At 68.4% G+C, this 23,434-nt stretch carries 21 protein-coding genes and 2 pseudogenes; 15 read left to right on the plus strand and 8 right to left on the minus strand.

What is annotated here, in order from left to right:
- Positions 1–162: 162 nt before the first annotated feature.
- The 4 genes from MicB006_RS23555 to MicB006_RS32830 all read right to left on the minus strand — a co-directional run bounded on the left by MicB006_RS23555 (position 163) and on the right by MicB006_RS32830 (position 3,262).
- Positions 163–783, minus strand: coding sequence for a GNAT family N-acetyltransferase (locus MicB006_RS23555; RefSeq protein ID WP_225980462.1), 621 nt, complete (start codon positions 781–783; stop codon positions 163–165).
- Positions 784–785: 2 nt separating this feature from the next.
- A complete protein-coding gene (locus tag MicB006_RS23560) occupies positions 786–1,733 on the minus strand; it encodes a hypothetical protein (RefSeq protein WP_116508959.1) in 948 nt (315 codons plus the stop codon).
- A gap of 681 nt (positions 1,734–2,414) precedes the next feature.
- On the minus strand, positions 2,415–2,630 hold the full coding sequence (locus MicB006_RS23565; protein WP_116508960.1) for a DUF397 domain-containing protein: 216 nt from the start codon (positions 2,628–2,630) through the stop codon (positions 2,415–2,417).
- A gap of 119 nt (positions 2,631–2,749) precedes the next feature.
- Complete coding sequence (locus tag MicB006_RS32830; protein ID WP_363926379.1) at positions 2,750–3,262, minus strand: Scr1 family TA system antitoxin-like transcriptional regulator; 513 nt, start codon at positions 3,260–3,262, stop codon at positions 2,750–2,752.
- A gap of 1,194 nt (positions 3,263–4,456) precedes the next feature.
- On the opposite strand from MicB006_RS32830, the gene MicB006_RS23580 reads away from it, so the two are divergent.
- From MicB006_RS23580 to MicB006_RS23620, 9 genes are all read left to right on the plus strand, one after another.
- Positions 4,457–5,290 (plus strand): N-acetyltransferase, encoded by an 834-nt coding sequence (locus MicB006_RS23580; RefSeq protein WP_225980463.1) that lies wholly within the window; start codon positions 4,457–4,459, stop codon positions 5,288–5,290.
- A gap of 213 nt (positions 5,291–5,503) precedes the next feature.
- The gene (locus MicB006_RS23585; protein WP_116508962.1) at positions 5,504–5,791 is read left to right on the plus strand and encodes a hypothetical protein; all 288 of its coding nucleotides are present in this window, start codon (positions 5,504–5,506) and stop codon (positions 5,789–5,791) included.
- Positions 5,792–5,802: 11 nt separating this feature from the next.
- Positions 5,803–7,248 carry an APC family permease gene (locus tag MicB006_RS23590; protein ID WP_116508964.1) on the plus strand — a complete coding sequence of 482 codons (1,446 nt, stop codon included), beginning with the start codon at positions 5,803–5,805 and terminating at the stop codon, positions 7,246–7,248.
- A gap of 304 nt (positions 7,249–7,552) precedes the next feature.
- On the plus strand, positions 7,553–8,251 hold the full coding sequence (locus MicB006_RS23595) for a hypothetical protein (RefSeq protein WP_225980464.1): 699 nt from the start codon (positions 7,553–7,555) through the stop codon (positions 8,249–8,251).
- On the plus strand, positions 8,248–9,456 hold the full coding sequence (locus MicB006_RS23600; RefSeq protein ID WP_116508966.1) for a histidine decarboxylase: 1,209 nt from the start codon (positions 8,248–8,250) through the stop codon (positions 9,454–9,456). Before MicB006_RS23595 ends, MicB006_RS23600 begins: the two co-directional genes overlap by 4 nt.
- A 42-nt stretch (positions 9,457–9,498) precedes the next feature.
- Positions 9,499–10,644 (plus strand): class II histone deacetylase, encoded by a 1,146-nt coding sequence (locus tag MicB006_RS23605; RefSeq protein ID WP_116508968.1) that lies wholly within the window; start codon positions 9,499–9,501, stop codon positions 10,642–10,644.
- A gap of 61 nt (positions 10,645–10,705) precedes the next feature.
- Positions 10,706–11,455 (plus strand): class I SAM-dependent methyltransferase, encoded by a 750-nt coding sequence (locus MicB006_RS23610; RefSeq protein ID WP_116508970.1) that lies wholly within the window; start codon positions 10,706–10,708, stop codon positions 11,453–11,455.
- 12 nt (positions 11,456–11,467) lie between these two features.
- On the plus strand, positions 11,468–12,376 hold the full coding sequence (locus tag MicB006_RS23615) for a hypothetical protein (protein WP_116508972.1): 909 nt from the start codon (positions 11,468–11,470) through the stop codon (positions 12,374–12,376).
- Positions 12,377–12,519: 143 nt separating this feature from the next.
- A complete protein-coding gene (locus tag MicB006_RS23620; RefSeq protein WP_116508974.1) occupies positions 12,520–13,164 on the plus strand; it encodes an N-acetyltransferase in 645 nt (214 codons plus the stop codon).
- A 254-nt stretch (positions 13,165–13,418) separates the two neighbouring features.
- On the opposite strand, the pseudogene MicB006_RS23625 reads toward MicB006_RS23620, so the two are convergent.
- Positions 13,419–13,595, minus strand: a pseudogene (locus MicB006_RS23625) (IS256 family transposase); the annotation flags it as partial.
- A gap of 333 nt (positions 13,596–13,928) precedes the next feature.
- On the opposite strand from MicB006_RS23625, the gene MicB006_RS23630 reads away from it, so the two are divergent.
- From MicB006_RS23630 to MicB006_RS23655, 5 genes are all read left to right on the plus strand, one after another.
- Complete coding sequence (locus MicB006_RS23630; protein WP_225980465.1) at positions 13,929–14,261, plus strand: hypothetical protein; 333 nt, start codon at positions 13,929–13,931, stop codon at positions 14,259–14,261.
- A 779-nt stretch (positions 14,262–15,040) separates the two neighbouring features.
- Positions 15,041–15,886 carry a formyltransferase family protein gene (locus MicB006_RS23640; RefSeq protein ID WP_116508978.1) on the plus strand — a complete coding sequence of 282 codons (846 nt, stop codon included), beginning with the start codon at positions 15,041–15,043 and terminating at the stop codon, positions 15,884–15,886.
- 28 nt (positions 15,887–15,914) lie between these two features.
- Complete coding sequence (locus tag MicB006_RS23645) at positions 15,915–18,317, plus strand: tetratricopeptide repeat protein (RefSeq protein WP_116508980.1); 2,403 nt, start codon at positions 15,915–15,917, stop codon at positions 18,315–18,317.
- A 227-nt stretch (positions 18,318–18,544) separates the two neighbouring features.
- Entirely contained in the window at positions 18,545–18,853 is a 309-nt protein-coding gene (locus MicB006_RS23650) for a hypothetical protein (RefSeq protein WP_116508982.1), read from the plus strand.
- Between the two features lie 309 nt (positions 18,854–19,162).
- Complete coding sequence (locus MicB006_RS23655; RefSeq protein ID WP_116508984.1) at positions 19,163–19,429, plus strand: hypothetical protein; 267 nt, start codon at positions 19,163–19,165, stop codon at positions 19,427–19,429.
- A gap of 3 nt (positions 19,430–19,432) precedes the next feature.
- On the opposite strand, the pseudogene MicB006_RS23660 reads toward MicB006_RS23655, so the two are convergent.
- Positions 19,433–20,266, minus strand: a pseudogene (locus MicB006_RS23660) (IS630 family transposase); the annotation flags it as partial.
- Between the two features lie 285 nt (positions 20,267–20,551).
- A complete protein-coding gene (locus tag MicB006_RS23665) occupies positions 20,552–21,496 on the minus strand; it encodes an endonuclease/exonuclease/phosphatase family protein (protein WP_116508988.1) in 945 nt (314 codons plus the stop codon).
- Between the two features lie 273 nt (positions 21,497–21,769).
- Here MicB006_RS23665 and MicB006_RS23670 point away from each other — a divergent pair, with 273 nt between their 5' ends.
- Complete coding sequence (locus tag MicB006_RS23670; protein ID WP_116511746.1) at positions 21,770–22,444, plus strand: HNH endonuclease family protein; 675 nt, start codon at positions 21,770–21,772, stop codon at positions 22,442–22,444.
- A gap of 189 nt (positions 22,445–22,633) precedes the next feature.
- Here MicB006_RS23670 and MicB006_RS23675 read toward each other — a convergent pair whose 3' ends face one another.
- Positions 22,634–23,389, minus strand: coding sequence for a DUF6745 domain-containing protein (locus tag MicB006_RS23675; protein WP_161565938.1), 756 nt, complete (start codon positions 23,387–23,389; stop codon positions 22,634–22,636).
- Positions 23,390–23,434 lie beyond the last annotated feature (45 nt).

Here is a 23,434-nt window from a genome sequence, read left to right on the forward strand (position 1 = left end):
ACACACCTTCTGTAGACACATAATTGTCACTATGTGCGGTGGCGCCAGCCTGATGGGAGGTTACAGCGGACGAAGCGTTGCAGGACGTGTCACCACGCGCTTTAGCCGTGGGCTCACTCGGCTGATCGGTCGCCGCCGCCAGACGCCTGGCCTGGCCTGACCTCACCCACGCTGCCCCGCTCGACGCATGCCCTGACCACCGCCCGCATCTCCGTCCTGCTGCGACTCGGTCAATTCGAGAATCATCGAGTCGTATACAGGAGCGTCATCGAAGGGTTGAAGTTCGCCGATCATTTGCCACCCCCAACTGCGGTATGCGGCCTGGGCGGCAACATTGTCAGGCAGTACGAGTAGCGTTGCTCGCTCCTCGCTTGCCTCCTCAATGAGGGCATCATGCAACTGTCGGGCGATCCCGCGACGTCGCCATCTCTTTCGCACCATGATTTCGTTGAGGGCAAACGTTCTGGTGCCGGTTTCAACGAGTGCCTTCGCATCCACGGCGGATCGCAACCCTTGCCACCACCGCGATTCCGCGGGCAATGTATAACCCAAGGCATATCCGACCAGCGTTTCGTCGACCTTGCCGGCAACAGCCCGAAACCCATTCCTTGCGGCGTAGGCCGTTAGCCGACTCCAGTATGTCTCCGAGGAGAAGAAGGGATCATTAAGCTGCCCGGCATATACCTCTTCGTAAACCTCGATCAGCTCATCCCGATATTCATGGAAAGACTCTTGTTCCAGCTTTCGGATTCGCACAGCAAGAATCTTCTCGTCCATCTCCATGGTCACGTCTTTCGGTATCGATCGAGGAACGAGTCGACTTCGGCAACGCCCTGGTGGGCTGCGAAAAGTTGCGACAACTTCGCCATTTCTGTCGAGACTCGTGAGCTTGCCACTTCGCCAACCATGTCGTCCAGTGCGGCATGCGCTGCGCCGGCCGCACCTTCCGGTTCACCCTGCAGGAGGCGTGCATGAGCGAGCCGGACGCGGTACAACGCTCGGTTTCGTGCGTAACCGTCGCTGTAGCCGCTGACAGCTGCGTCGAGCAACTTCTCCGCGCGGACCGGCCTGCCGAGCGTTAGCTGGCACGTGCCGTGGAGCCCATCGATCTCGGTGTGGCTCAGGAAGGAGCACCACTCTGCGGCTGGCTTCTCGCTGTCACGGTCGACGATCCTCCGTGCGTTCGTGAGGGCGGCCTCGGAGCCGCGCGCATCGCCTGTCAGCGATGACGCGACGGCGAGACGCAGCCAGGGGATGGCGGCTAAGCGCGGATGCTGATTGATCGTAGGTACCTGCGCGGCGGATGAGGCGAAGCGGAGGGCCTCTCGCGGTCGGTTGAGTGAGTTGGCCTGACCTGCCAGGTAGGTAAGGGCTGCCGTTTCGACCTCTCGATCCTGCGCTTGTCGCGCCAGGATCAGCGCTTCTGCGAAGCGTGTACGGGCGACGACATGCTCGCCCGCGTCGAGGGCGAGCCATCCGGTGCACATCTCCAGACGGGCGGTGACCTTGAGGAGTCGGCTCTCCGTGGGGGAGGAGTAGTAGCCCTGTTCCAGCATCGAGTAGCCGTCACGGACTTTGATGGCGGCGGCCTGCCACAGGCTGCCGCCGCCGATCTGATAGTCGAGGCTGTACAGATGCCTCACGCTGCGCTCCAACGGCACCACGTCCCCGACACCGATCTTGCGCGCCCGGCCGTTGCTGAAATCTGGAAGACGCTTCTCGGCGCCTGCCATAGCAGCTATCACGCCTAACGTCACTACTGCCCGTCGCCTCACATCACCCGACGTTACGCCTTGCGGCTGCGCTAGCGTTTCGCCAGTTCCGTCCGGTAGTGAAGCGGCGTCCAGGACTTGGCCGTCATGATCGGCGGAGACCACTGCGTGAGTACGCCGTGGGCTGTAGAGGCCGAGATCGGCGTCACTTGTGGCACCAAGCACGAGTCGTAGCGCGGCACGTCGCTCTTCGCTGGGCCATCGGTGCTCTCCGCGTTCCAGCTTGCCGATCCAACGGTGGTCGACACATTGGGCGGTGAGGTTGCGGTCTGGGTAGAGCTGGGCCAGGGCGGTGTTGACGGCGTCGGCCAGCTCAGTCCGGGACATGCGCTGTCCGGGTCGCCGTGGTGACGGCAAGCCCGCGCGCCTCGCGGCAAGCTGCGCGTTCGGCGTGATCAGCGTGTCCGGATGACGAGGCACCGACACACCCTTCCCCGTGGACTTGACTGGACTCACGTGAATCTGCGGACTCGCCGGTACATCCTCAGTCGCGGCCCTGTGGACATTGCGCGGCCCTTGCTGCCATCGTGGCGTCAGGGTCACGCAGAGTCAAGGCGACCTTGAGTGTTGTCGCCGAGACCCGAAGACCGGTCTCGACCGCCTGGATTGCCGGAAGCGCTGTGACGAGATGCTCGGGTTCTGCTACTGCTCCCTTGCGGCCGGAAGGGGTTCCGCGATCGCGGACGCCTGCGTGAAGGTGCGCCATTGCCTGGGGGCGAATCGCAGTACCGGTCCGGTGCTGTTCTTCGAATCGCGTACCAGGATCGATTCGCGGGTGCTGGCGACTTCGACGCAGTTGCCCTCGTCGCTGTGACTGGACTTGCGCCAGGTGAGCTGGGTACTGGGCCGAATGGTCATATCGAGGCTCCTTCGGTGGGTGCCAGGTCCCCCGCAACGGCGCGGAGGACACGGATACTTGATTTGGGAGACAGGGCCGCGGCCTTGAGCTGGCAGTGCAGGCCCCATAGGGGCCCAGCTCATCTGGATCGGTGTGAAACATGTCGCCGGTCAGGGTGCCGACCGCGACAGGCCGTGACCTCTGCGGGTCGCGATAGCGGCAGATCGAGTACGCCGGCCGGGGGCGCGCTGTGGCTTGTGATTGACGCGTCGGACGGCAGCACCTGGACGGCCACGGATGACGGGTGATTCGTGCATCGGGCGATGACGTGTCGAAGTTGCTCCGCGACGACGACGGGGTCAGCGGCGCGTCGCCGAATCGCACTCTCTCCGATGACGGCTTCGTAACGCGGCCCGCCGGCAACGAGCACCAGGCTCTGGCGGCGAGCGCGGGCGGCAACCGCGGGAGCGGGATCGAACCCGTCGGCGTGGCGGACCGGTTCGCTGCGGAGCCGCGCAGCGGCGTAGGCGGGGCTCTGAAGTAGGCCGGGGATCAGTGAGATGGCGAACTCGGTATCGTCTTGGTGCCGCTTTCCAGATCCGCGTAGATGGCCTGACGGGTTCCCATCCGTCCTGCATCGGCCACCCACCACCCACGCGCCAACCGTCGGCGGCGGCGTCCATAATCGCGGTCCGCCGATTCACGCCCACCGTGAGGTAAGCACAGATTCCGCTGACGAGATCAGTATCAGGGCCGAGATGCCCGCTCTTCAGCGCGCTGATCTGTTTTCTCGAAATCCCAGCGCACGGCGATCGACTCGCCCGTCACATCATGCTCCTCCTGCAGTCGGCGGATTTCACGTCCGAGCGGTTCAGCTGGCCGGGGTGCGCTCACTGTAACCCCATCATCGCTTGGAGGACTCTGAGTCAGCGGGCAGTGCGCCACTGTTTGTGCAGGTCAGGTGCTGGTCGGACCGCAGGTCGGTGTGCCAAGTCGGACCGGAAGTAGGTATTCCCTGCGCCGACCTCTGCTGGGCATGATCTCCACGAATGAATAACGGTTCAGCTCAAACACTCCATTGCGGATCGGTATTGACGATTACTCAGGCAGGCGGTGCCGCTGTGTTGCTATCGGCGATTGCGGTCCTGGCCAGTCTGGCTATCGGCTGGCTGGCCGGAATGGTCACCTATCGGGCGTCCCGACGGTGGTGTGGCCGGTGCGGTGGTTCTCTTCGCTGCGCGGCCTGCGAGCCGGCCTCTGACGGCGGCCAGCTCATCAACGAAGGTCAGCAGCACGTTGGATCACCAGTAGAACCAGGGCAGAGGTGACGGAGTGAAAAGCGCTGCGAGACGAGGCATCGCCGCGAAGACGCGTCCGTTGGCGGACCTTCCCGTTCGGCTCAAGGCAGCACTGATTGTTCTGCCGACCGTACGAGACGGCGGAGTTGCCTCAGGTGCCCTGCCCGTGGGCGCCGCATCGACCGCCGGGCCGGCCACTGAGGGTGCGCAGCTCGTCCGGTCTGCGGCGACGACGTCCGCAGGCGCACGTGGTGCCGGGCGTATTGCCGACGCCGCGCACCAGCCCCGAGTCTTTCGCCCCCGATCGATCCGTTGGCGACTCGGGCGTAGGTCGCCGGTGCCATGCGGGGTCTGCGGGCCGCGTCGGTCACCCCTCCTCTTTCCGCAGCTCCTCACCCTGATAGGAGAACGTTGATGAGCGTCAGCACTGCTACCCCCGGTAGTCCCCGGCTTTCGGTGCTGCTGAATGGCGTGGCCCGACAGACCCAGGTTGTGGCGCACGTCGTCGCGGTGTCCGGTCGCGAGAGGCCGCGAGCTGAGGGGCCGTCATGACGGTGACAGCGGCGCGACACAACGTGCCGGCGAGGGTGGTCGACAGCATGGACGTTCCGCTGGGGATGCGAGGTCCGCAGTCTGTTCCCAACCGGCCGGTCGAACGTGACGATTCTGCTCGCTGGGTACTCGGCTTGCAGGTTCCGGATGAGGCGGTGGTCTGCGCGACCGGTGACGACGTTCCCGTGCTGGCCGCGCTTCTGGCTCACAATCTGTCGGCCGGATCGTTAAGTGCATGGCTGGTGCCTGACGCGGCCGTGCGCGATAGGGCTCTGCGTCGGTATGCCGAGTTCGTACTGATGTCTGCGGTGCAGCACGGCCGGGTCGACACGACCGAGGATCGTGCCGCGGTCGCGGTGTGGTTTTCGCGGCTGGAGCCACCGCCGACCGGTGCGGGGTGGGGGTGTGAGCTGCGCCGGTTGCTCGGCCCGTTCGCGGCGCGGTTCGCGGTGCTGCACGCGGTGGTGCCGCGTACGCCGCATCACTATCTGGCACAGTTCGCGGCCCGTCCCGGGGAGGGCACGGCGGCGAGGGCGTTGCTGGCGAGCTGTCACCGGGTGGTGGATGCCGAAGGGCTGCCGGCGTACACGCAGGTGTGCGGCGGCGAACCTCGCGAGAGCTTGTTGGGCCGGCTCGGCTACCTGCCGCGGTCACCGATGCTGTTGGAGCCCGGTGGCCCGGTGCTGTGGCGGATGTACCGGCCGCGGCGCGGCGGTGAGCGGCGTGACGGCCTGCCCCGTCGTGTGCGGCTGCACCGGGCCGCGGCGCCTTCTGCCGGCGCAGGGCCGTCGGCGGCGCCGCCGCTTCTCGGTCGGGTCGACACGACCTGACAGCCGTTTCGGCACCTGGATACACGGCTGCTGGCCTCCGGCCAGCGGGGCGTTTGCATACACCTTTCCCCTTGATGCAAGGAGGTATTCCTCATGCTGGCTGCTACGACCCGTTGCCCGATGCGGCAACGACGGCCGAATGCCGGCCGGTGGCTGTTGGCGTGGCTCGGTGCTGCGCCTGCCGGTGCCGCCGCCGTCACGGACGCGGGAGCTGTGACGTCGCGCGAGTTCGTCTGGGGGTACGCGATCAGGCGGGAGTGGCCGGACGGTACTCATGACTTGTTCGGGTTCGCGCCGGACGCTCGCGTCGCGCAGCGGCGGCTCGGTCGGGACCAGGACTACTGGCGGGGCGGCCCGGTACGGCCGGTGGCGGTGTACGTCGTGCCCGCGAGCGCGGCCGACGTGGACGGTCACCCGGTGGACGGCTGCCGCCGCACCGGCTGTCCCAACGTGCCGGAGCACTCGCGCTGTCCGGACTCTCCGGATCGGGGGCAGCGGTGAGGTCGACGCATGTGCAGGTGGCCCTCGCCCGGCGGACGTTGACTCCGTTCGGGCTGTGGGTGTTCGGGGCGGCGGCGTCGGCGCCGATGGTGGTGCTGGCAGGAGGCATCGTCGCCACGTACGCGACCACGGGGGTGGAGGCGTTGCCGCTGGTGTTCGTGCTGGTGGCCGGCGTCGTGGCGGTGCTCGCGGTCGGGTACACGGCGATGGCCCGGCAGGTGGGGCACGCGGCGGCGTACTACGGCATCCTGGCGCACGGTCTGGGTCGTAGCTGGGGTGTGGCCGCCGGTCTGGTCGCCCTGATCGCCTACAACGCGATCCAGACGAGCCTGTTCGGGTTGTTCGGCGCGACGCTGGCCGGGCAGCTCGGCGGCGCGTGGTGGGTGTGGGCGGGCATCGCCGTGGCCGTGGTCGGGGTGGTAGGTGTGCGGGCGATCGTGCTGTCGACCCGCGTGCTGGCCGCCGTGCTGGCGGTATCCCTGCTGATCGTCACCGCGTTCGCGCTGGCCGGTCTCGCGCAGCCGGCGGACGGCGGGTTGTCCTGGGAAGGCTTCGACGCCTCGAGCCTGGCGGTCAGCGGTATCGGCGGTGCGGTCGCCTTCTGCGTGGCCGCGTTCATGGGCACCGACGCGCCGGGCTCGTTCGTCGAAGAGGCCATCGACCGCCGGTCGGTCGGCCGGGCCACCATCGCCGCGGTGCTCGTCCTCGGCGGGGTGTATGCGGCAGCGGCGTGGGCGATGGGCATCGCCGCCGGTCCCCGATCCGTCGCCGACGTGGCTGCCGACCCTGCGGCGGGCCTGCCGTTGTCGGTGCTGGAGCGCCTGGGCGGCTGGTGGGTACCGCTCGCGCAGACGGTACTGATCTGCGCGATCGTCACGTCGATGCTGGCCTTCCATTCGGTCATCGCCCGGTATGTGTTCGCGATGGCCCGGGAAGGCGTGCTGCCTGCCGGGCTCGCAAGGACCGGCAGCGCGACTCGCGTCAGCGCGCCGCGCGGCGGTTCCCTGACGCAGACCGGCATCGCCGTCGTTGTGGTGGGCGGGTTCGCGTCGGCCCTCGCGGACCCGGTCGCGGTGATGTTCACCTGGCTGTCGGCCTTGGGCGCGATGGGCTTGTTGTGCCTGCTCCTGGCCGCCTCGGTGGCGGCGGTGCGAGCACCGGCCGGCCTGCGAGGCCCGAAGGCCGGCGTGTGGGAATGGCGGCTCGCGCCCGTGATCGGTGTAGCGGGCGGGGTGGCGGTGCTGGCCTTGATGGTCGGCAACGTGGACTCCCTGCTCGGCGCCCCGCCGGGGTCACGGGCGCCGCTGCTGCTGCCCGCGATCCTCGTCGCCACGGCCGTCGTGGGCGGGTTGTGGGCCGGGCACGTACGCCGGTCCCGTCCGGAGGTCTACGCCGGTATCGGCCGTGGCACACCGGCCACCCATGCCGTACCCGACGCCATCACCGTCTCCATCTGACAAAGGGGCGCAAGCGATGAGGACTCACACGGCGATGACCCCGCCTGGCGGACGCTACGGCGTCGATCCCCTGCATCCCGGCTGGCGGCCGGAACACCCTCCGGCGGCGCCACCGGGCCCGCGCGCCCCGGCTGTCGGCACGCCGCCCGGCTACCACGCGCCGGGGGAGCACCACCGGCCGCCGACGCCCCCGGCCCCTCCAACCCCGCCTGCGGCAGTACCCCCGCCGGACATGCCCACGGACCAGCCTGCGCAGGACGGAAACGAGGCGCCGGGACAAGCGCGGCGGTGGGCGGATCTGCGCGTGCAGGTCGCCTACCGGTGCAGGCGGCTCAACACCGGCCACATGGTCGAGGCGGACCAGCGCCACGACACCCGTGAGGCGCTCGGCCCGCACGCTCTGATGCTGTTCTTCGTCTCCGAGGCACCGGCCGAGCCGCACGGCTACCTGCTGCACACCGCCTACCGGCTGTGGCTGGCCTCCCCGGAAGCCGAGGACCTGCCCCGGCTCCTGGCCGACCTAGCCGAGGTGGTCCGGACCAACATCGCCCGCGCCGCCTCCGCCGGGCGGCGGTGGCATCCGCTCGGGCCGGACGCCTCGATGGTCAACGGCGGAGACATGAGCCCCCCGCCGGGCGCCACCTACGTCGGCGTCGGGGTCAGCACCCTCGACTCCGACCAAGGCCGCTGGCACCAGGTCGCCCGCACCCTCCGGGACGGAACCGGCGGCCGGTACCTGTCGGCCTTCGACCTCAAGGGCCAGTGCTACGTGCTGCTGACCGACGGCACCGCCCTGCACCTGGACCGTGACCCCCAGGCCCGCATCGGCGTCGACGGGATCCGCTGCACCAAGACCCTCGACCCGGACCGGCCCGCCTACTGGCACAACCCGCACGCCAACCTCACCGAGCAGGGCGACGACGCCACCCGCGAGTTGTGGCGACGACTCGGCACGCTCCACCACACCCTCACCTCCCACCTGCACGGCGGGCGGCCGGCGTGACCCACACCCTGAGACTGGCCGCCGCCACGGACCTGAGCCGCGCGCCGATCGACATCACGGCCGTGCTGGACCACCTCGTTCGCGCAGCCGACGCCACAGCGGCGACGAGCATCGGGTTCCCCGGCGCTGTGGACCTCGACCACACGGAGGTCATGACCCGCCTCGGCGGCAGGCTGTGGAACAACATCGGCGACCCCGCCGACGAGGGCGGAATCGCGCACACCCGGGCGCTCGAACGCGCGGTCATCACGTGGACAGCCGACCTGCTCGCCATGCCCGCCCACGACCGGTGGGGCTACGTCACCACCGGCGGCACGGAAGGCACCCTGTCCGCCCTGCACGCCGCGCACCGGCGCAAACCGACGGCACGGATCTACTACTCGGCCGCCGCCCACTACTCCGTGGCCAAGGTGGTGCGTCTGCTCGGCGCGCACGGCATCCTGGTCCACGCGCGCCCCGATGGGGAGATGGACTACGCGCACCTCGCCGAGCAGCTGCACCGGCGGCGCCGCTTCCCGGCGATCGTCGTCGCGACCGCCGGCACCACCATGACCGAGGCGGTCGACGACACCAGCCGCATCCGCGCGGTCCTCGACGAGCATCACGCAGGCGGGCAACTGCACGTCGACGCGGCCCTGTCCGGCATCCCCCTGGCCCTCGACGGACGACTGTCCCTCGATGACGCCAGCGGCATCGGCAGCGTCGCGATCAGCGGCCACAAGTTCTTCGGCACACCGACGCCGTGCGGCATCGTCCTCATCCGCGATCACCTACGCCCCGCCGGTTCCCGGGTGACCTACACCGCCACGGCGGACACCACCATCACCGGCTCCCGCTGCGGCCTGTCGGCTGCGCTGTTGTGGCATGCCATCGCCGTTCACGGACGGGAGGGGCACCGATGGCGGGCCAGCGAAGCCCGCCGGCTGGCTGCCTACACCGTCGAGCGGCTCAACGCTGTCGGCTGGCCCGCCTGGCGGCACCCGCACGCCTTCACCATCGTCCTGCCCACCCCACCCGAGCACGTACGCCGAAAGTGGCTCCTGGCCACCGACGGCGACACCAGCCACCTCATCTGCATGCCCGGCATCACCCCCGGCCAGGTCGACGCCTTCGTCGCCGACATCGCCGCCACCCGCCCGCGAATCCGGCCGATCCCGCGACCGAGACCGGCGACGGCATCTCCCGCCAGCTCCCACGCGCGCTGACCACACCAGCACCAGCCACCCCACCGACGAAAGGCAACCATCATGACCACCGGATACGTCTTCCATCCCGAGTACCTGTGGCACGACACCGGCACCAGCGCCGGCCTGCTACCCGCCGACCCGACCGCCGGCGTCCAACCCGCCGTGCACGTCGAGAACCCTGAGGCGAAGCGACGCGTCCACGAGCTGATCCACGCCTGCGGACTGCTGGGCGAGCTGATGGTCATCGAGCCTCGCCGAGCCACCGTCGCCGAACTGACACGCGTGCACACCCCCGCCTACGTCCAGCACATCAAGACCCAAAGCGACCTACGCGGCGGGGGAGGCGACGCCGGAGACGGCTTCTCGCCGGTCGGGCACGGCAGCTACGACATCGCCCGCCTCGCCGCCGGCGGGCTGATCGAACTCGTCACCGCCGCCGCCCACGGCGACATCACCAACGGCTACGCCCTGGTCCGCCCACCCGGCCATCACGCCACCGCCAACCAGGGAATGGGTTTCTGCCTGTTCAACAACATCGCCGTCGCCGCCCGCCACGCCCAAGCCGAACTCGGGCTCGCACGCGTCGCGGTCGTGGACTGGGACGCCCACCACGGCAACGGCACCCAGGCCATCTTCAACGACGACCCGAGCGTGCTCACCATCAGCCTGCACCAAGCCGGCTGCTTCCCACCCGACTCCGGATGGACCCACGAAAACGGCACCGGCGACGGCACCGGCTACGCCCTCAACGTGCCCCTACCACCCGGCAGCGGCCACGCCGCCTACCTCAACGCCATGCACCAGGTCGTCCTCCCGGCACTGGACCGCTTCGCCCCCGACCTGATCCTGCTCGCCAACGGCTTCGACGCGAACGTCTTCGACCCCCTCGCCCGGCAGATGCTCACCGCCGCCTCCTACCGAGAGATGACCCGCCTGCTCGTCAGCGCCGCCGACCGGCTCTGCCACGGCCGGCTCATCGCCGCCCACGAAGGCGGCTACAGCCCCTTCTACACCCCCTACTGCGCCCTGGCATTCCTCGAAGAACTCACCGGCACCACCACCCACGTCACCGACCCCCTCGCCGCCGTCGTCGCCGGGTACACCGCCGAGCCCTTCCTGCCCCACCAGCGCGAGGTGATCGCGACAGCCGCACAGCTCGTCGACCGGATCAGCCCAGCCGCCACCAGCATCACCGGCTCCCAGTAAGGCAGCACCAGCACCCGACGCCACCGGCATCACCCCCCACGCCGACATCCGGAGCACCGCCATGACAACCACGCTGCCGGCCCACGCCGGGCCGATACACCTACTGCTGAACCCGAGCATTCACACGATCCTGGACCGACTCGACATCCGCACCAACCAGCGGGTGCTGGACGTCGGCGCCAGCGAGGAGAGCACCACCCTCCTGGCCCGGCTCGTCGGCCGCTACGGCTCCGTCACCGCCGTCGACGCCGACACCGGCCACCTCACCGACACCGCCGTCATCAACGTCCACCAGCTGGACCTGAACCGTGACCCGGTGCCCGGCCACGCCGCCGGCTACGACCACATCCTCGCCCGCTGGCCCCACGGCCCCCTGCGCGACCCCGCGGACCTGATCGCGCAGATGACCACCCGGCTGCGCCCGGGCGGCTGGCTCGTCCTCGCCGACATCACCACCACCGCCCCCCGGATCTACCGGGCGCCCGACGACGAGTCCGCCACCCTCATCCACACCGTCCTGCAACAGACCCACCGCGCCCTCACCGGCCCGCACGGCGCGACCTGGACCGCCGACCCCGAAACCCTGCTGTTCAGCCACGGCATGGCGCAGCACTGCATCCACACCACCACCGAGACCTGGACCGGCGCCGACCCCGGCTGCCGGCTCCTCGCCGACATCATCACTCACCTACGTCCCCGCCTGAACATCACCAACGCGGACACGGACCGGTTCGCCGACCTCATGACCGACCCCCGCGTACTCCTCGGCTCCTACGAACGCCGGGTCATCCACGCCCGCGCGCGCAGATAAGGCACGACAACCATGACCCACCTGACCCTCACGGCCCGCCGGCAACGTGCCGCGCTCCTCGGCGGCAGCCTCGTCCTCGTACTGCTCACCGCCTGCCATGCCGATCCACGACCGGCCGGCACCGCGCCCGCCGCACCGCGCCCCGCCAGCACACCAGCTACAGCCGCCACCGCCGCCGGGCTCACCGCCCAGCAGCGCCTGAACCTGCTCGCCGACACCATCAGCACCGCCCCCGCCGACACCACCGACGGACTGCCCTACACCTACCTGCACCTGCAGAGCTGGACACGCGCGAGCACCACGATCGTCCGCACCGACGTACGGCGCTGGCGGCACGACGCGGACGGCTCCGGCCGAGAAATCATCCGCCGGGCACCGGACCTGCACGGCCTCAACCACCAGCCCACACCAAAGGAGCGCCAGGAGTTCAGCCGGGCCGTACCGCACACACTGCACCACGGCATCGGTGACCTGCACCCCCACCTCCCCGGGGACATCCCCACCAACCCCCGCGAGCTGATCCGACTGCTCGCGCCGCCCGCGCTGGCCGACGAGCCCGCCTACCCCAGGATTCTGACCAGCGGCATCGTCGAACTGGCCACCAGCCAGCACCTCAACCCACGGCAACGAGCGACGACCCTGCGCGTCCTGGCAGCGGCCCCCCACCTCACCTACAAAGGCACGACAACCGACCTCGCCAGCCGGACCGGCATGTCCTTCCAGATCGTCGCCGACGGATCCACCTCGACGCTGCTCATCCACCCGGACACCGGCGACCTGCTCGCCGCGACCGAATGGATCAACCGCGGACGCCGACCCGGCCTGCACTCCTACACCCTCCTGCTAGCGAACGCCCACACCCGCAGCACCGACCCGCCCACCTCACCTACCACCGCCGCAGCCGTGACCCGCCTGCGGTGACAACCCGGCCAGCCGACGTGCCAGAGGGAAGGCGCAGCGGGGCGGGGCCCTCGTGGCCGGCGACAGCGGCTCTCCCGTCCCCTACCGCCGGCCACCCCAACCAGCACGATGACAAAGGCAGCAAAAGAAAGGCAGGGCACGAGGTGCCGCACCACATCCGGGCCGCGCGGTGGCGCGAACAGGACATCGTCGCCACGGTGATCGCCGAGGCCCTCCAACCCACTCCCATCGCCGCCTGGCTGATACCCGACCAGGAACAACGAGGCCGGGTCCTGGCCGACGTCGCCGCCATCTGGGTCGAACACGCCATGTTCTACGGCGACGTCCACGTCACCAGCGACCTCACCGCCGCCACCGTCTGCTTCCACCAATACGGGCCCCTTCCACCACCGGCCGACTACGCCACGCGCCTCGCCACAGCCGCCGGCCCACACGCCGAGCGCTTCCGTCTCCTGGACGACATCATGGACAGCCGGCAACCGACTACGGCGCACTACCACCTCGCCTTCCTGGCCGTGCGCCCCACGCACCAGCGGACCGGCAAGGGCCGGGCGCTGACGGAGCACCTGCGCTGCCGGCTCGACCTCATCGAACTGCCGTCCTGGACCCTCACCCTCCCCGCCGGGCAACACCTCCTCGCCCAGGCCGGCTACGACACTGACCACGCGATCGCGCGCCCGGCCGAGGACGTGAGCATCCAACCGATGTTCCGTCGCCCCGGCCAGCGCGACCAGACCGCCACCGCAGCGCGCCGCCCGGCTGGCCGCCGTCACGACTCCCGAGCCTGACCCGCGATCGACAATTTGTTCGGGCCCGCTGCGGGTCTGGGATCGGCCCCGTTACACAGCCGTACCCGGAAGGCGAGAGCTGTGTGTCACCGCGGCGTGGCAGGCAGCCGCCCCATGATCACGTGTTCGTCTGGGATCGGCCGTGCCGGTGGTCACCGTGCCCGCTGTCGCCGCTGGGGTGGTGCCTCTTCGGCCAACTGGGTCGACGACTCCCTGACGGTCTGGCGACGGTCTGCAGCGGTTGTTGCGTGTTGCTCGGTCAGCTCCTCGTTCAACGCAGTCTCCAGGACCGTCTTGGTCAACTGCTTGAACAGCCCGTCCGGAGCCGTCAACGACAAGCTCTGTTCCTTGGCCGCCTGGCTCAGCTCGGCGGCTTTCGCCTCCGCCGACGGCTCGGGCCGCTTCTTCCGTCCGGTTTGGTCGGCGGTCATCATGGCAGCCTGCTCACCAGGCGCCACGCCCGGCAATCAGGCCGGAAACACTGTTAGATCCACACCCCAGCGAAGTCGCCGTGGTCCGCAGGTCCCATTGACCGCTTTCGCGCGGCGTGGGCTGCGCGGCTGGCGGCTTGGTGCAGCAGGCAGGGCGGGAGTTCGCTCGCCAAGTGACTTTCGACGTCTCTACTCTGGACAGAACTCGCCGGTCCTGAACGAGCACCGGTCGCCGGCGTGAGGCGGCATCGACGCGCTGAGGCCTTGGAGGCGGATATGGACGCGGTTTCAGCAGCTGTGCTAGCGGCCCTGGCCAGCGGCGCGGGTGGAGAGGTGGGTCGGCAGGCGTGGACCGCATTGACTGCGTTGGTGCACCGTCCGTCTTCCGCTGTCGACGACGACGGACCGTCCTCGGCGCCGGACGGTGAGCGTGAGCTTGCGGCGCTGGAGGCGACGTCGGCGGATCCCGTGGTCGCTGAGCGACTAGCGGAGGTGCTGACACGCCGCAGCGCCATCGATGCGCAATTCGCCGCGGATCTCGACGCTGTTCTCGCGCAGGCTGCGGCTGCGCTGAATCCGCCCCAGGTGAGCAACACCATCAGCGGCAGGGTCACAGGATCAGTCATCCAGGGAAGGGACTTCTCCGGACCTATTAGCTTTGGCTGACCAACCGGGCGCGAGCGCGGTCAGAGATGAGAATCCGAACGCTTTCCGGCACTCCGGCACTCCGGCACTCCGGCAGGACGGCTCCGCTCGCGGTGAGGACGTGCATCGTGATGCGCAATCCGCAGCTGTGCCGCGTCCTCTGCTGCACTCCTTGCAGGTGGTGCCGATCAGCTAGGTCGTGAAGCCATGACCTGGGCTGTCGTGATCAGGATCGATGGTGGATGGTGATCGCAGATTACGACAACTGACGACCGCGTTGCTCATACTCGGCGGCTGCGCCGAGTAGTAGTTGCGGAGAGATCTTCACTGCTGTCTCTCCCGCCAGGACATTGCTCAGCTCACCTTCGGTGTCTTGGTCCAGCCGTAGGCCCTGAACGACGATATCGCCGTCCTCCGCAATGTAGATTGTTGGGCAGCTAGTCGAAGACGTGCTGTATAACAGCCGCAGCTTCATAGAGGTCCTCGCTATACGGGTAGCGACTTGAAGGACAGTTCAGGCAAGTATCCGTCACATCACCCTTCGTGGTCAAGGCTTGCCGTCGCCCGCCTGGTGGACTGTCCAGCGTCCTGACCTGCGGCGATGTGGCAGCGGACTCGACTTCTATCGATGGGATTGGCGCAAATGCGGGTAGAACTCGTCCTCAGTGTCTCCAACTGCGGACACCGGTTGCCGAGGACGCAACGCGGCATTGATCCACCGCAGCAGGCGTGCGCCATAGGGACCTCAGGCGATAAGTTGTTCGGACAACTTTGGTCGCCCACAAGTGATTGGACGGGCCATGACGCGGTTGCGTGTTGCCTACGCCGGCCATGACTTTTTCTCCTCCTGTCTGGAGCTGCTAGCCCAGCACGCGGACGTCGATCTCGTGCTCGTCCTTACCGACGAACCCGGAGGTCAGCCGACGGACAACGTCCGCGCGATCGCCGCAGCGCAACAAACGCCTGTTCGGACGGGCCGCTGGAGCACGGCCCTAACCGACGAGTTCAACGACATCAGCATCGACCTGCTGGTATGCGCCGCATACATGTACCGCATACCGATCGAAGAGCTAAACGTCCGATACGCGGTCAATGTTCACCCCACCTTGCTGCCCGAGGGACGCGGCCCCAACCCGCTGGCCTACCTGACGTTCGACTACCCGCAACTCAACGGTGTGAGCATCCACGAAATGACCCCCGAGCTGGACCAAGGCCCGATCCTTGTTCAAGAGCCGTTCGACCGCGATCCCGGCGACGGATTCGACGAGATCTTCCTCAAACTCTGGGCATACGCGCCTCGCGCACTGCGGCGCCTCCTCGACGACGTCGACCACTACTTCGCCAACAAGCAGAACCAGGCCGGCGGCTCCTACTGGCCCGAACCGCCGCAGGCAGAACGCACCCTGGACGCCGCCACCGCAACCGTGGCCGACGCACTGCACCTGCATGCCCGCTTCGGGCAGCTGGGCTTCTTCCTGCACACCGACGACGAGCACCCGACCCAGGTACGCGCCACCGCCGCCTCGCGGTGCCAGCACCAATACCCGCCTGGCCACGTCACCGCGAGACTGAGCCGCGGCTGGATCGTGGCGCTCACCGACGGCCTTCTGCAGACCCAGCCCGCCTTTCACCACAAGCCTGTCTGAGGCGCAGCAGCAGCGCAGGGAGGACGCCGTGCACGACGCGCATTCCGAGCGGGGCGACCAGACACGGTCCGAGCTCTCCGGCGCGGCCCGTGACGTCGTGCAAGCCCGAAGCGTCAGCGGGGGAGTCCACTTCCACGCCCCGCACCACCCCGCCGGACCCATCCCACGGTTGCTCCCACCTGGCGTACCCGACTTCGTCAACCGCACCGAGGATCTGCAACACCTCGGCGCCTCACTCGCCTCCAGCGCGGACACCAGCACGCCTACCGTCATCGTCGTCATCGCCGGCACCGCAGGCGTCGGAAAAACCTCCCTCGCCCTGCACTGGGCACACCAGGTCCGCGAACACTTCCCCGACGGACAGCTCTACGCCAACCTGCGCGGCTACGACCCCGGCCAGCCCGCCCAACCACACGACATCCTCGAACGCTTCCTGCGCGCTCTCGGAGTTCCACACGACGACATACCCGCCGACACCGACAGCCGTACCGACCTCTACCGCTCGCTACTCGCCGAACGCCGAGCCCTCGTTGTCCTCGACAACGCCGCCACCGTCACCGCGGTCCGCCCACTCCTGGCCGGTACCGGCGGGAGCCTGACCATCATCACCAGCCGCAGCCGACTATCCACACTCGTCGCCCGCGAAGGCGCCCGCCGCCTCACCCTCGACGTCCTCAGCGACCCCGACGCCGTCAAACTCCTGCAACTCACCACCGACAGCTACCGGCGCGGAGACGACCCCCAAGAACTCGCCGAACTCGCCCAACTCTGCGCCCGCCTCCCCCTTGCCCTACGGATCGCCGCCGAACGCGCCTCCCGCTACCCCCAACAGGCCCTCGGCGACCTCATCCAAGACCTTCGAGACGAATCCGGCCTGTGGGACCTGCTCACCAGCGGCGACGACGACGAAGCCAGCGAAATCCGCAGCGTCTTCGCCTGGTCCTACCAAGCCCTACCCGCAGACGCGGCCACACTCTTTCGGCTACTCGGCCTCCACCCAGGGCCGGACTTCTGCACCAGCGCCGCCGCAGCGCTAGCGGGCATAACACCCAACCGCACCCGCAGCATCCTCGACGTCCTCGTCGGCGCGCACCTGCTCGAACAAAAGGCCCGCGACCGCTACCAGTTCCACGACCTGCTCCGCGCCTACGCAGCCGATCAGGTCCTCCACGACGAAACCGCCGAATCACGCGCCGCCGCCCTCGACAGAATCCTCTCCTGGTACCTCCACAGCACCCACAACGCCATCACCGCAAGCATGTACGGACACCCCACCCTCGACCTCGCGCCACACCCCGACAGCGTCACCCCCACAACCTTCACCACGCACGAGCAAGCCATCTCCTGGTACGAAGCCGAACGCACCAACCTCGTCGCCGCTACCCGCGCTGCCAACGCACACGACATGCACCAACACGCCTGGCAGCTACCCGCCCTGCTTCACCAGATCTACAACTTCCGCCACCCGATCCACGAATGGCTCACCACCGCTGAGATCGGCCTAGCATCCGCCCGACACCTACACAACCAGGAAGCCGAAGCGTTCCTGCTCTACAGCCTCGGCAAAGCCCACACGCAGGCGAACCGGCACCAAGAGGGCCTCGGCTACCTCACCCAGGCCATCGCCCTGCAACGGCGAGCCGGCGACCTCGCCGGTGAAGCCGAAACACTTTGCGGCGCCGGCCTCGCGTGCCTGCGCCTACGTCGCCTCGATGAAGCCTTGACGATGTTCCGCCAAGCTCAAACCGCAGCCCGCCAACTCGACGACCTTCACCAAGAGGCCTTCGCAGGCCACCTGACGGGTTGGGCGCTGCTGGAACTGCAACGCCCCGCTGAGGCACTCCAACACAGCCTTGCCGCGGCCGCGACCATGCGGCAGCTCGGCGACCGCGCATCCGAGATCGACGTCCTGGTCAAGCAATGCGACATGCTGCGACAGGTAGGCCAACTCGAACAGGCACGCGACGTCGCCAACCAGACCTTGACAATCGCCTCCGACACCGACGACCAAGTCATCGCCGCCGCCGGCTTCATCGAACTAGGCCGCATCCAGCAAGACCGCGAAGAGCCAGAAGAAGCCCTCGCCTCCTACCAACGCGCGGCCGTCCTTCAACGCCGCCTCGGCAACCGCAGCCGCGAAGCCACCGCGCTCGACGCCACCGGGCTGGCCTACCAGCAACTCGGCCGCTTCGACGAAGCCGCCGAATTCCACCACCGCGCCGCAGCGATGCACCACGACCTCGCAGACAGCTGGTTACAGGCGGTAGCGCTCGCGCATGTCGGTGATGCGCTCAGCGCAGCAGGACGCAACGCAGAAGCCTGCAACGTATGGAGCGATGCGGAGCAGATCCTCCGGCAGTTCGCTGACCCAGCTGCCCAGGAGCTTCGGAACCACGTCGCCGACGCCATCGGTCAGGGCGACCAGCAGTAGTGCCATACCGATGCGCGACCGCGGCCTAGCCGGCGTGGCGCGGGGCAGGAAGGCCGAACTTGTCACCGCCGAGTTGACGTCGGGGGACCAGGCCCGTTCCACGATGTGCGGACTGACGGCGGAGATGGGCTTCGGGGAGAGGAGTGGTTGACCGACAGCCGAAGGCGCAAGGACAGCGGCGACGGCAGGGCCAGCGATGAGAGCCGAGCAGAGACTAACCTGACCCGGTGTCGATCAGCAGCAGCGAGTTCGAGGCGTGCCGGCGGCTTTCCACGTACCGTGCGGGCATCTGGGTCTACCGTTTGGCGATCCTCCTGGCTGTTTTTCCGTGGCTGTTCCGGGCGGCGGGTGTGCGGCTGATGTCCCCACAGGGGGCGGCGATGATGGCTGCCGTGGGCTGCATCCTGGTGTTCGCCGGCCATCGTCTCGTTCTCCGCTCCCATCAGAGAGCGGGGTATCTCGGTGACGGCTACGACCCGTTGCGGCCGCCGGGCGGCCTGGTTGCCCGAGATGTGTTCCGCCTGACGTATTGGTAGCCGCATCTTCGACCAGCCTGAGGCGGTTTGCCGGGCTGGTCAGCCGAGCGGAACGACCTGCAACCGGCCCACGTGCCCGCTGCATGCCCGATGGGGTGGGCGACGACCGTCAACTACGGTCAGCTCCCAGGTGTGACGCCAGCATAGCGACGCAGCTTAAGCCAGGTGATTGCCGAGCGGTTCCCGTCCGTTCCCCACACTTCCTCAACCGTGTGTGGCCAGTCCGTATTTTGCCGGGGCAGCTCGACGATCAGCTAGTGCCTTGACCACGAACGTTCGTGGTGTTGAGCGGACGGTAGCCTCGGCGCGGTGGCGGAGGATGACTTCATGATCGGGCTGAGTCGGGACGAGGCGTTGGTGTTCTCGGACTGGCTTCATCGGATGATGGGCACTGCCGATTTCGACGAGTTGGTCGATCGTGACCGGGCGGTGTGGTCACCGCTGTATCGCATCTCGGGTGCGCTGGAGACCTCGCTGGTGGAGGTGTTCAGGCCGGACTACCCGGTCCGGCTGCAGGAGGCGAGGCAGCGGTTGCTGGATGCGCTTGGCGAGGTGGGGCGGCCAACCGGCCCGTGACGCTCAGGCAGCACGTGTGGTCGGTTGTCGCCAGACTTGTTGGCGTTCGCTGCGAATACGGGCGCGCTCGCGGCGTTGGGCGGCCATAACGTCGGGGTGGCGTGCGTTGGCGTTTCGCCAGCGCAGGTAGGCCTGTAGTTTGCGGGTCAGGACGGTGTGATTCGGGTGGTCGGAGCCGGCGATCACGAAGGTCCGCAGCTGGCCGAACTGCGCTTCGATCGGGTTGGCCCAGGACGCATACGTCGGGGTGAAGCACAGTTCGACCTTGTTCCGAGCCGCCCACGCCCGGATCTTGGTGCCCTTGTGCGCGGACAGGTTGTCGAGGATGACGTAGATCGGCGCCCCGTACGGACGTGCGGCCCGGATCGATTTGAGCGCGGCCAGGGTGTTCGCGGCGCTTTTGCGACGTCTGACCACACCCCAAAGTTGGTCGTCACCGACGCTGTAGCAGCCGTGAAACTGCCGGACCCCATGCAACTTGTGGTAGTTCGCCGGCAGCCGCTGCGGATGCCCTGACGGCGCCCACCCGGCACCGGCCTGCGGACGGATGACCAGTGGCCCGAACTCGTCAAAGGCGAACACCCGCTGCGGGAAATGCGCGGTGACGTACTCGATGCGGGCCAGCTTGACATCCCGGTCGGGGTCGGTGGACTCCTTCCACGTCTTCGTCCGCTGGAACGTGATCCTGTGCTGATGCAGGATCTGTCGCAGCCGCGCCCGGCCGATCCGAACTCGGCGGGCGGCATGGCCGGTGAGGTAGTCGGCGAGCTTCCGCACGCTCCAGCGGGTGAACGGCCGCCCCAGTGCTTCCGGGCGGGCGCTGGCCGTCTTGACGACTGAGCCGCCGGACGCGTACGGGTTCTGTCACCGCCACAGCCTGATGGCCGCGATGCCGTCCGTCAGCCAGGCCGGACGGCGTGTCATCGAACACCGCGAACCTTCGTGGTCAGAGCACTAGCGGTCGGTCATGTGCCCTGGCAGACGAGAGGCCGCAGCGTCAGTCGTGTCTTCTGAACAGCCTCGCCCAACTAACGATGCCATGTATCGCGTCGCCACCGCCGCCGAGCTCGACGACATCGTGGCGCGTAGCGTCGGTCGCTGCGTTTCCCGGCCGCCCGCGTTTTACCCGTGGAATCGGGCGACGACGGGGGCATGGTCTGGTACGACGGCCTTCTCCCGGCTGCGGGTGGAGGCGCCGATGGAGGTGATGTCGTCGACGAGGGAGTCGATGGTGATCAGGCGGAGTTGCAGGTCGCGGGTTGCCAGGAGGTGGTCGATGAGCTCGCCGTTGCCCTGGTAGATGCGGGAGTATGCGCGGGCTGGGGGGAGGCGTCGTCCGAGGTTGTACAGCCGAACGGCGTCGCCTTTGTCGGGGCGGTTGACGTCTCCGTCGGCGGGGCCTTCGAGCAGGACGGTGGTGATGGCGTCGGGGCCGTCGTTGAGGTCGCCGCACAGGATCGTGGCGATGCCCGGTTGGCCGTTCACGGCGGTTGCGGCGAGGGTCTCGTTGAGGTGTACGCGCAGGGCGACGGCTTCGGCGGCGCGCCGCAGGAGGGCGTAGCCGGAGCCGCGGGCGCGCTCGTCCTCGTTGAGGGGGTAGCGTCGCCCGCCCGGGTAGGTGAGCAGTTTGCTTTTCAGGTGCGCGGTCAGCAGCCGCAGGCCGGCGCCGCCGCAGTCGACGTGTACCTGAAGCGCTCCGCGGCCCATGTGGGTGAGGGTGTCGCCGTCGACGTCGGGGACCGCGGGCAATCCGGAGGGCGGCAGCGCGAGGATCTGCGCTTCCTCGGTAAGGGAGTGCCGGGCGAGGACGGCGACGCGGATGCCGCGGCTGTCCGGGTGGGAGGACACGACGGCCTGCCAGGGCTCACCGAGGGCGGCCCGCAGGTCCTCAGCGGCCTGCGGGGTGCCGATTTCTTGGAGGGCGACGACGTCGGCGCCGGTGCCGGCGATCAGACCGGCGAGGTAGGTGAGCTTCGCGGTGTAGGTGTCGGCCGCCGACGTGTCGGTGTCGTCGGGTGGGAACAGGTTCTCGACGTTCCATGTCATGACGATCAGGTTGTTGGCCACCGTCGCTCCCGGAATTGCAGGTGTCGTGCCAGCCTGAGAGTCGCACTCTAGGACGTCGGATCGTCGCTGATCGCCGGTCCGTCGCCATCTCGACAGGCGCGATCGGCGGCGGGGCAGCGGACCGGCGAGTTCCCCCGGGGCCGATGGTGCGGACAGGAAATGGCTGTGATCAGTGTTCGCGGGAGCCTTCCCCACTCTTCACAGTGGTGACCGTCGATGGACATGATGGGGCGAGATGGTCGCTGTCCACGACGGATGCCCGAGGAGGCCCTCATGCGACTCACCCGACGACTCACCACATCTGCGTTGGCACGGCGTGCCCTGACCGGCGCGGCGGCCGTGATGGTCGCCAGCGCTGGCCTGGTCGCCGTCGACGCCTCGGTGGCTTCGGCGACACCTCCCGGTATTCCGTCCAAGGCGAGCGCCCAGTCGCAGCTGAACGCTTTGACGGTGAAGAGCGAGGGGTCGACGAGTGGGTACTCCCGGGATCTGTTCCCGCACTGGATCACCATCAGCGGCGCCTGCAACACCCGCGAGACGGTCCTCAAGCGTGACGGCACGTCCGTGGTCACCGACAGCAGCTGCGCGGCGACCTCGGGCCGCTGGTACAGCCCGTACGACGGCGCGACCTGGACCGCCGCCTCCGACGTCGACATCGACCACGTCGTGCCCCTGGCCGAGGCGTGGCGCTCGGGCGCCAGCGGCTGGACCACCAGTCGACGGCAGAGTTTCGCCAATGACCTGACCCGCCCGCAGTTGATCGCCGTCACCGACAACGTGAACCAGTCCAAGGGTGACCAGGACCCGTCGACGTGGCAGCCGCCGTTGTCGTCGTACCGGTGCACCTACAGCAAGATGTGGATCACCGTGAAGTACAACTGGGGGCTGAGCCTGCAGTCGTCGGAGAAGTCCGCGCTGCAGAGCATGCTGAACACCTGCAGCTCCTAACTCCTCGCACCGCCTCAGGCCTGACCGCACAAGCACCGACGCACGGCAACGTCTGAGCCATCCGTCATCGGCCCCGCCCGCGCGCCCGCGGACGGCGGCGCCGACGCGCTGGAGGGCGGGTCGCCACACGACCCGCCCTCCAGCGCCGAGGCGCAATCGGATGAGGCGCTGATCCCGCCGGCGGGGCGATCACCCGGTTGGGACGATGGCACCGTCACGGGCCCACAGGGTGCTGCCGTCGGGCCAGACAACCGCCGGCTCGTCGGCGCCGTGCAGCAGGCCGTCGCCGGTGACTCGCAAAACGGTGGGGCGCTGCATCATCACGGCCACCCCCGATAGGGGCCACCACGGCCCAGCCGCCAACGCCACGTCACGGCACCCCTCCCACCCTGGGGTGGGTGCCGTGCCGAGCACCTGCTGGTAGGTGTCGATCGCGGCGAGCACAAGCCAGTCGGGGTAGAGGTTCCAGGCCGGATCGAAGAACCAGTCACGAGGATCCAGGCAGTAACGGATCACGGCGCGTCCCTCGTCGTTGCGCTTCACGATCGTCTGCTCGTCGCTCCAATACCAGACGAATTGCATGATGTAGCCGCCGGTGAGGGTACGGTCGACCGCCGCCCAGACCGGACCCAGCACCTGCTCATACACCTGCCGTACCGCCTGCAGTACCGGTGTGAGCGCGGACCGCTCGCCCTCGGTGACCGGGTTACAGAGGTACCGGTGCTCCATCAGGTTGTAGCGGGCCTCGAAGCCGTCGTAGCGCTGCTCGCCGTAGTAGCCGTGCCATTCCATGAAGTCGTGGAAATCGCCGAAGGCGGTGAACCGGTCGTGGTCGCTGGTCTGCTCCCAGATCGGGGCTCGTGCTGCTGCCAGCGCGTTGTTGAGGGCGTAGCGGCGGACCGAGGCGACCAGCGACGTGTGCCCGTCCTCGAGCAGTTGCCGCACCTGCTGCAGGGGCGGCCGGGGGAGAGGGGCACCACAGGAACCGCG

Origin of the sequence: Micromonospora sp. B006 (genome assembly GCF_003408515.1) — a bacterium.
GTDB classification, from domain to species: Bacteria; Actinomycetota; Actinomycetes; order Mycobacteriales; family Micromonosporaceae; genus Micromonospora; species Micromonospora echinospora_A.

What these genes read in the sequence shown, in the direction of transcription:
- MicB006_RS23555 (WP_225980462.1), bottom strand. Translation starts at nt 783, where the DNA reads ATGGAGATGGACGAGAAGATTCTTGCTGTGCGAATCCGAAAGCTGGAA.
- MicB006_RS23640 (WP_116508978.1), top strand. Translation starts at nt 15,041, where the DNA reads ATGACGCGGTTGCGTGTTGCCTACGCCGGCCATGACTTTTTCTCCTCC.
- MicB006_RS23580 (WP_225980463.1), top strand. Translation starts at nt 4,457, where the DNA reads ATGACGGTGACAGCGGCGCGACACAACGTGCCGGCGAGGGTGGTCGAC.
- MicB006_RS23605 (WP_116508968.1), top strand. Translation starts at nt 9,499, where the DNA reads ATGACCACCGGATACGTCTTCCATCCCGAGTACCTGTGGCACGACACC.
- MicB006_RS23615 (WP_116508972.1), top strand. Translation starts at nt 11,468, where the DNA reads ATGACCCACCTGACCCTCACGGCCCGCCGGCAACGTGCCGCGCTCCTC.
- MicB006_RS23610 (WP_116508970.1), top strand. Translation starts at nt 10,706, where the DNA reads ATGACAACCACGCTGCCGGCCCACGCCGGGCCGATACACCTACTGCTG.
- MicB006_RS23565 (WP_116508960.1), bottom strand. Translation starts at nt 2,630, where the DNA reads ATGACCATTCGGCCCAGTACCCAGCTCACCTGGCGCAAGTCCAGTCAC.
- MicB006_RS23670 (WP_116511746.1), top strand. Translation starts at nt 21,770, where the DNA reads ATGCGACTCACCCGACGACTCACCACATCTGCGTTGGCACGGCGTGCC.
- MicB006_RS23560 (WP_116508959.1), bottom strand. Translation starts at nt 1,733, where the DNA reads ATGGCAGGCGCCGAGAAGCGTCTTCCAGATTTCAGCAACGGCCGGGCG.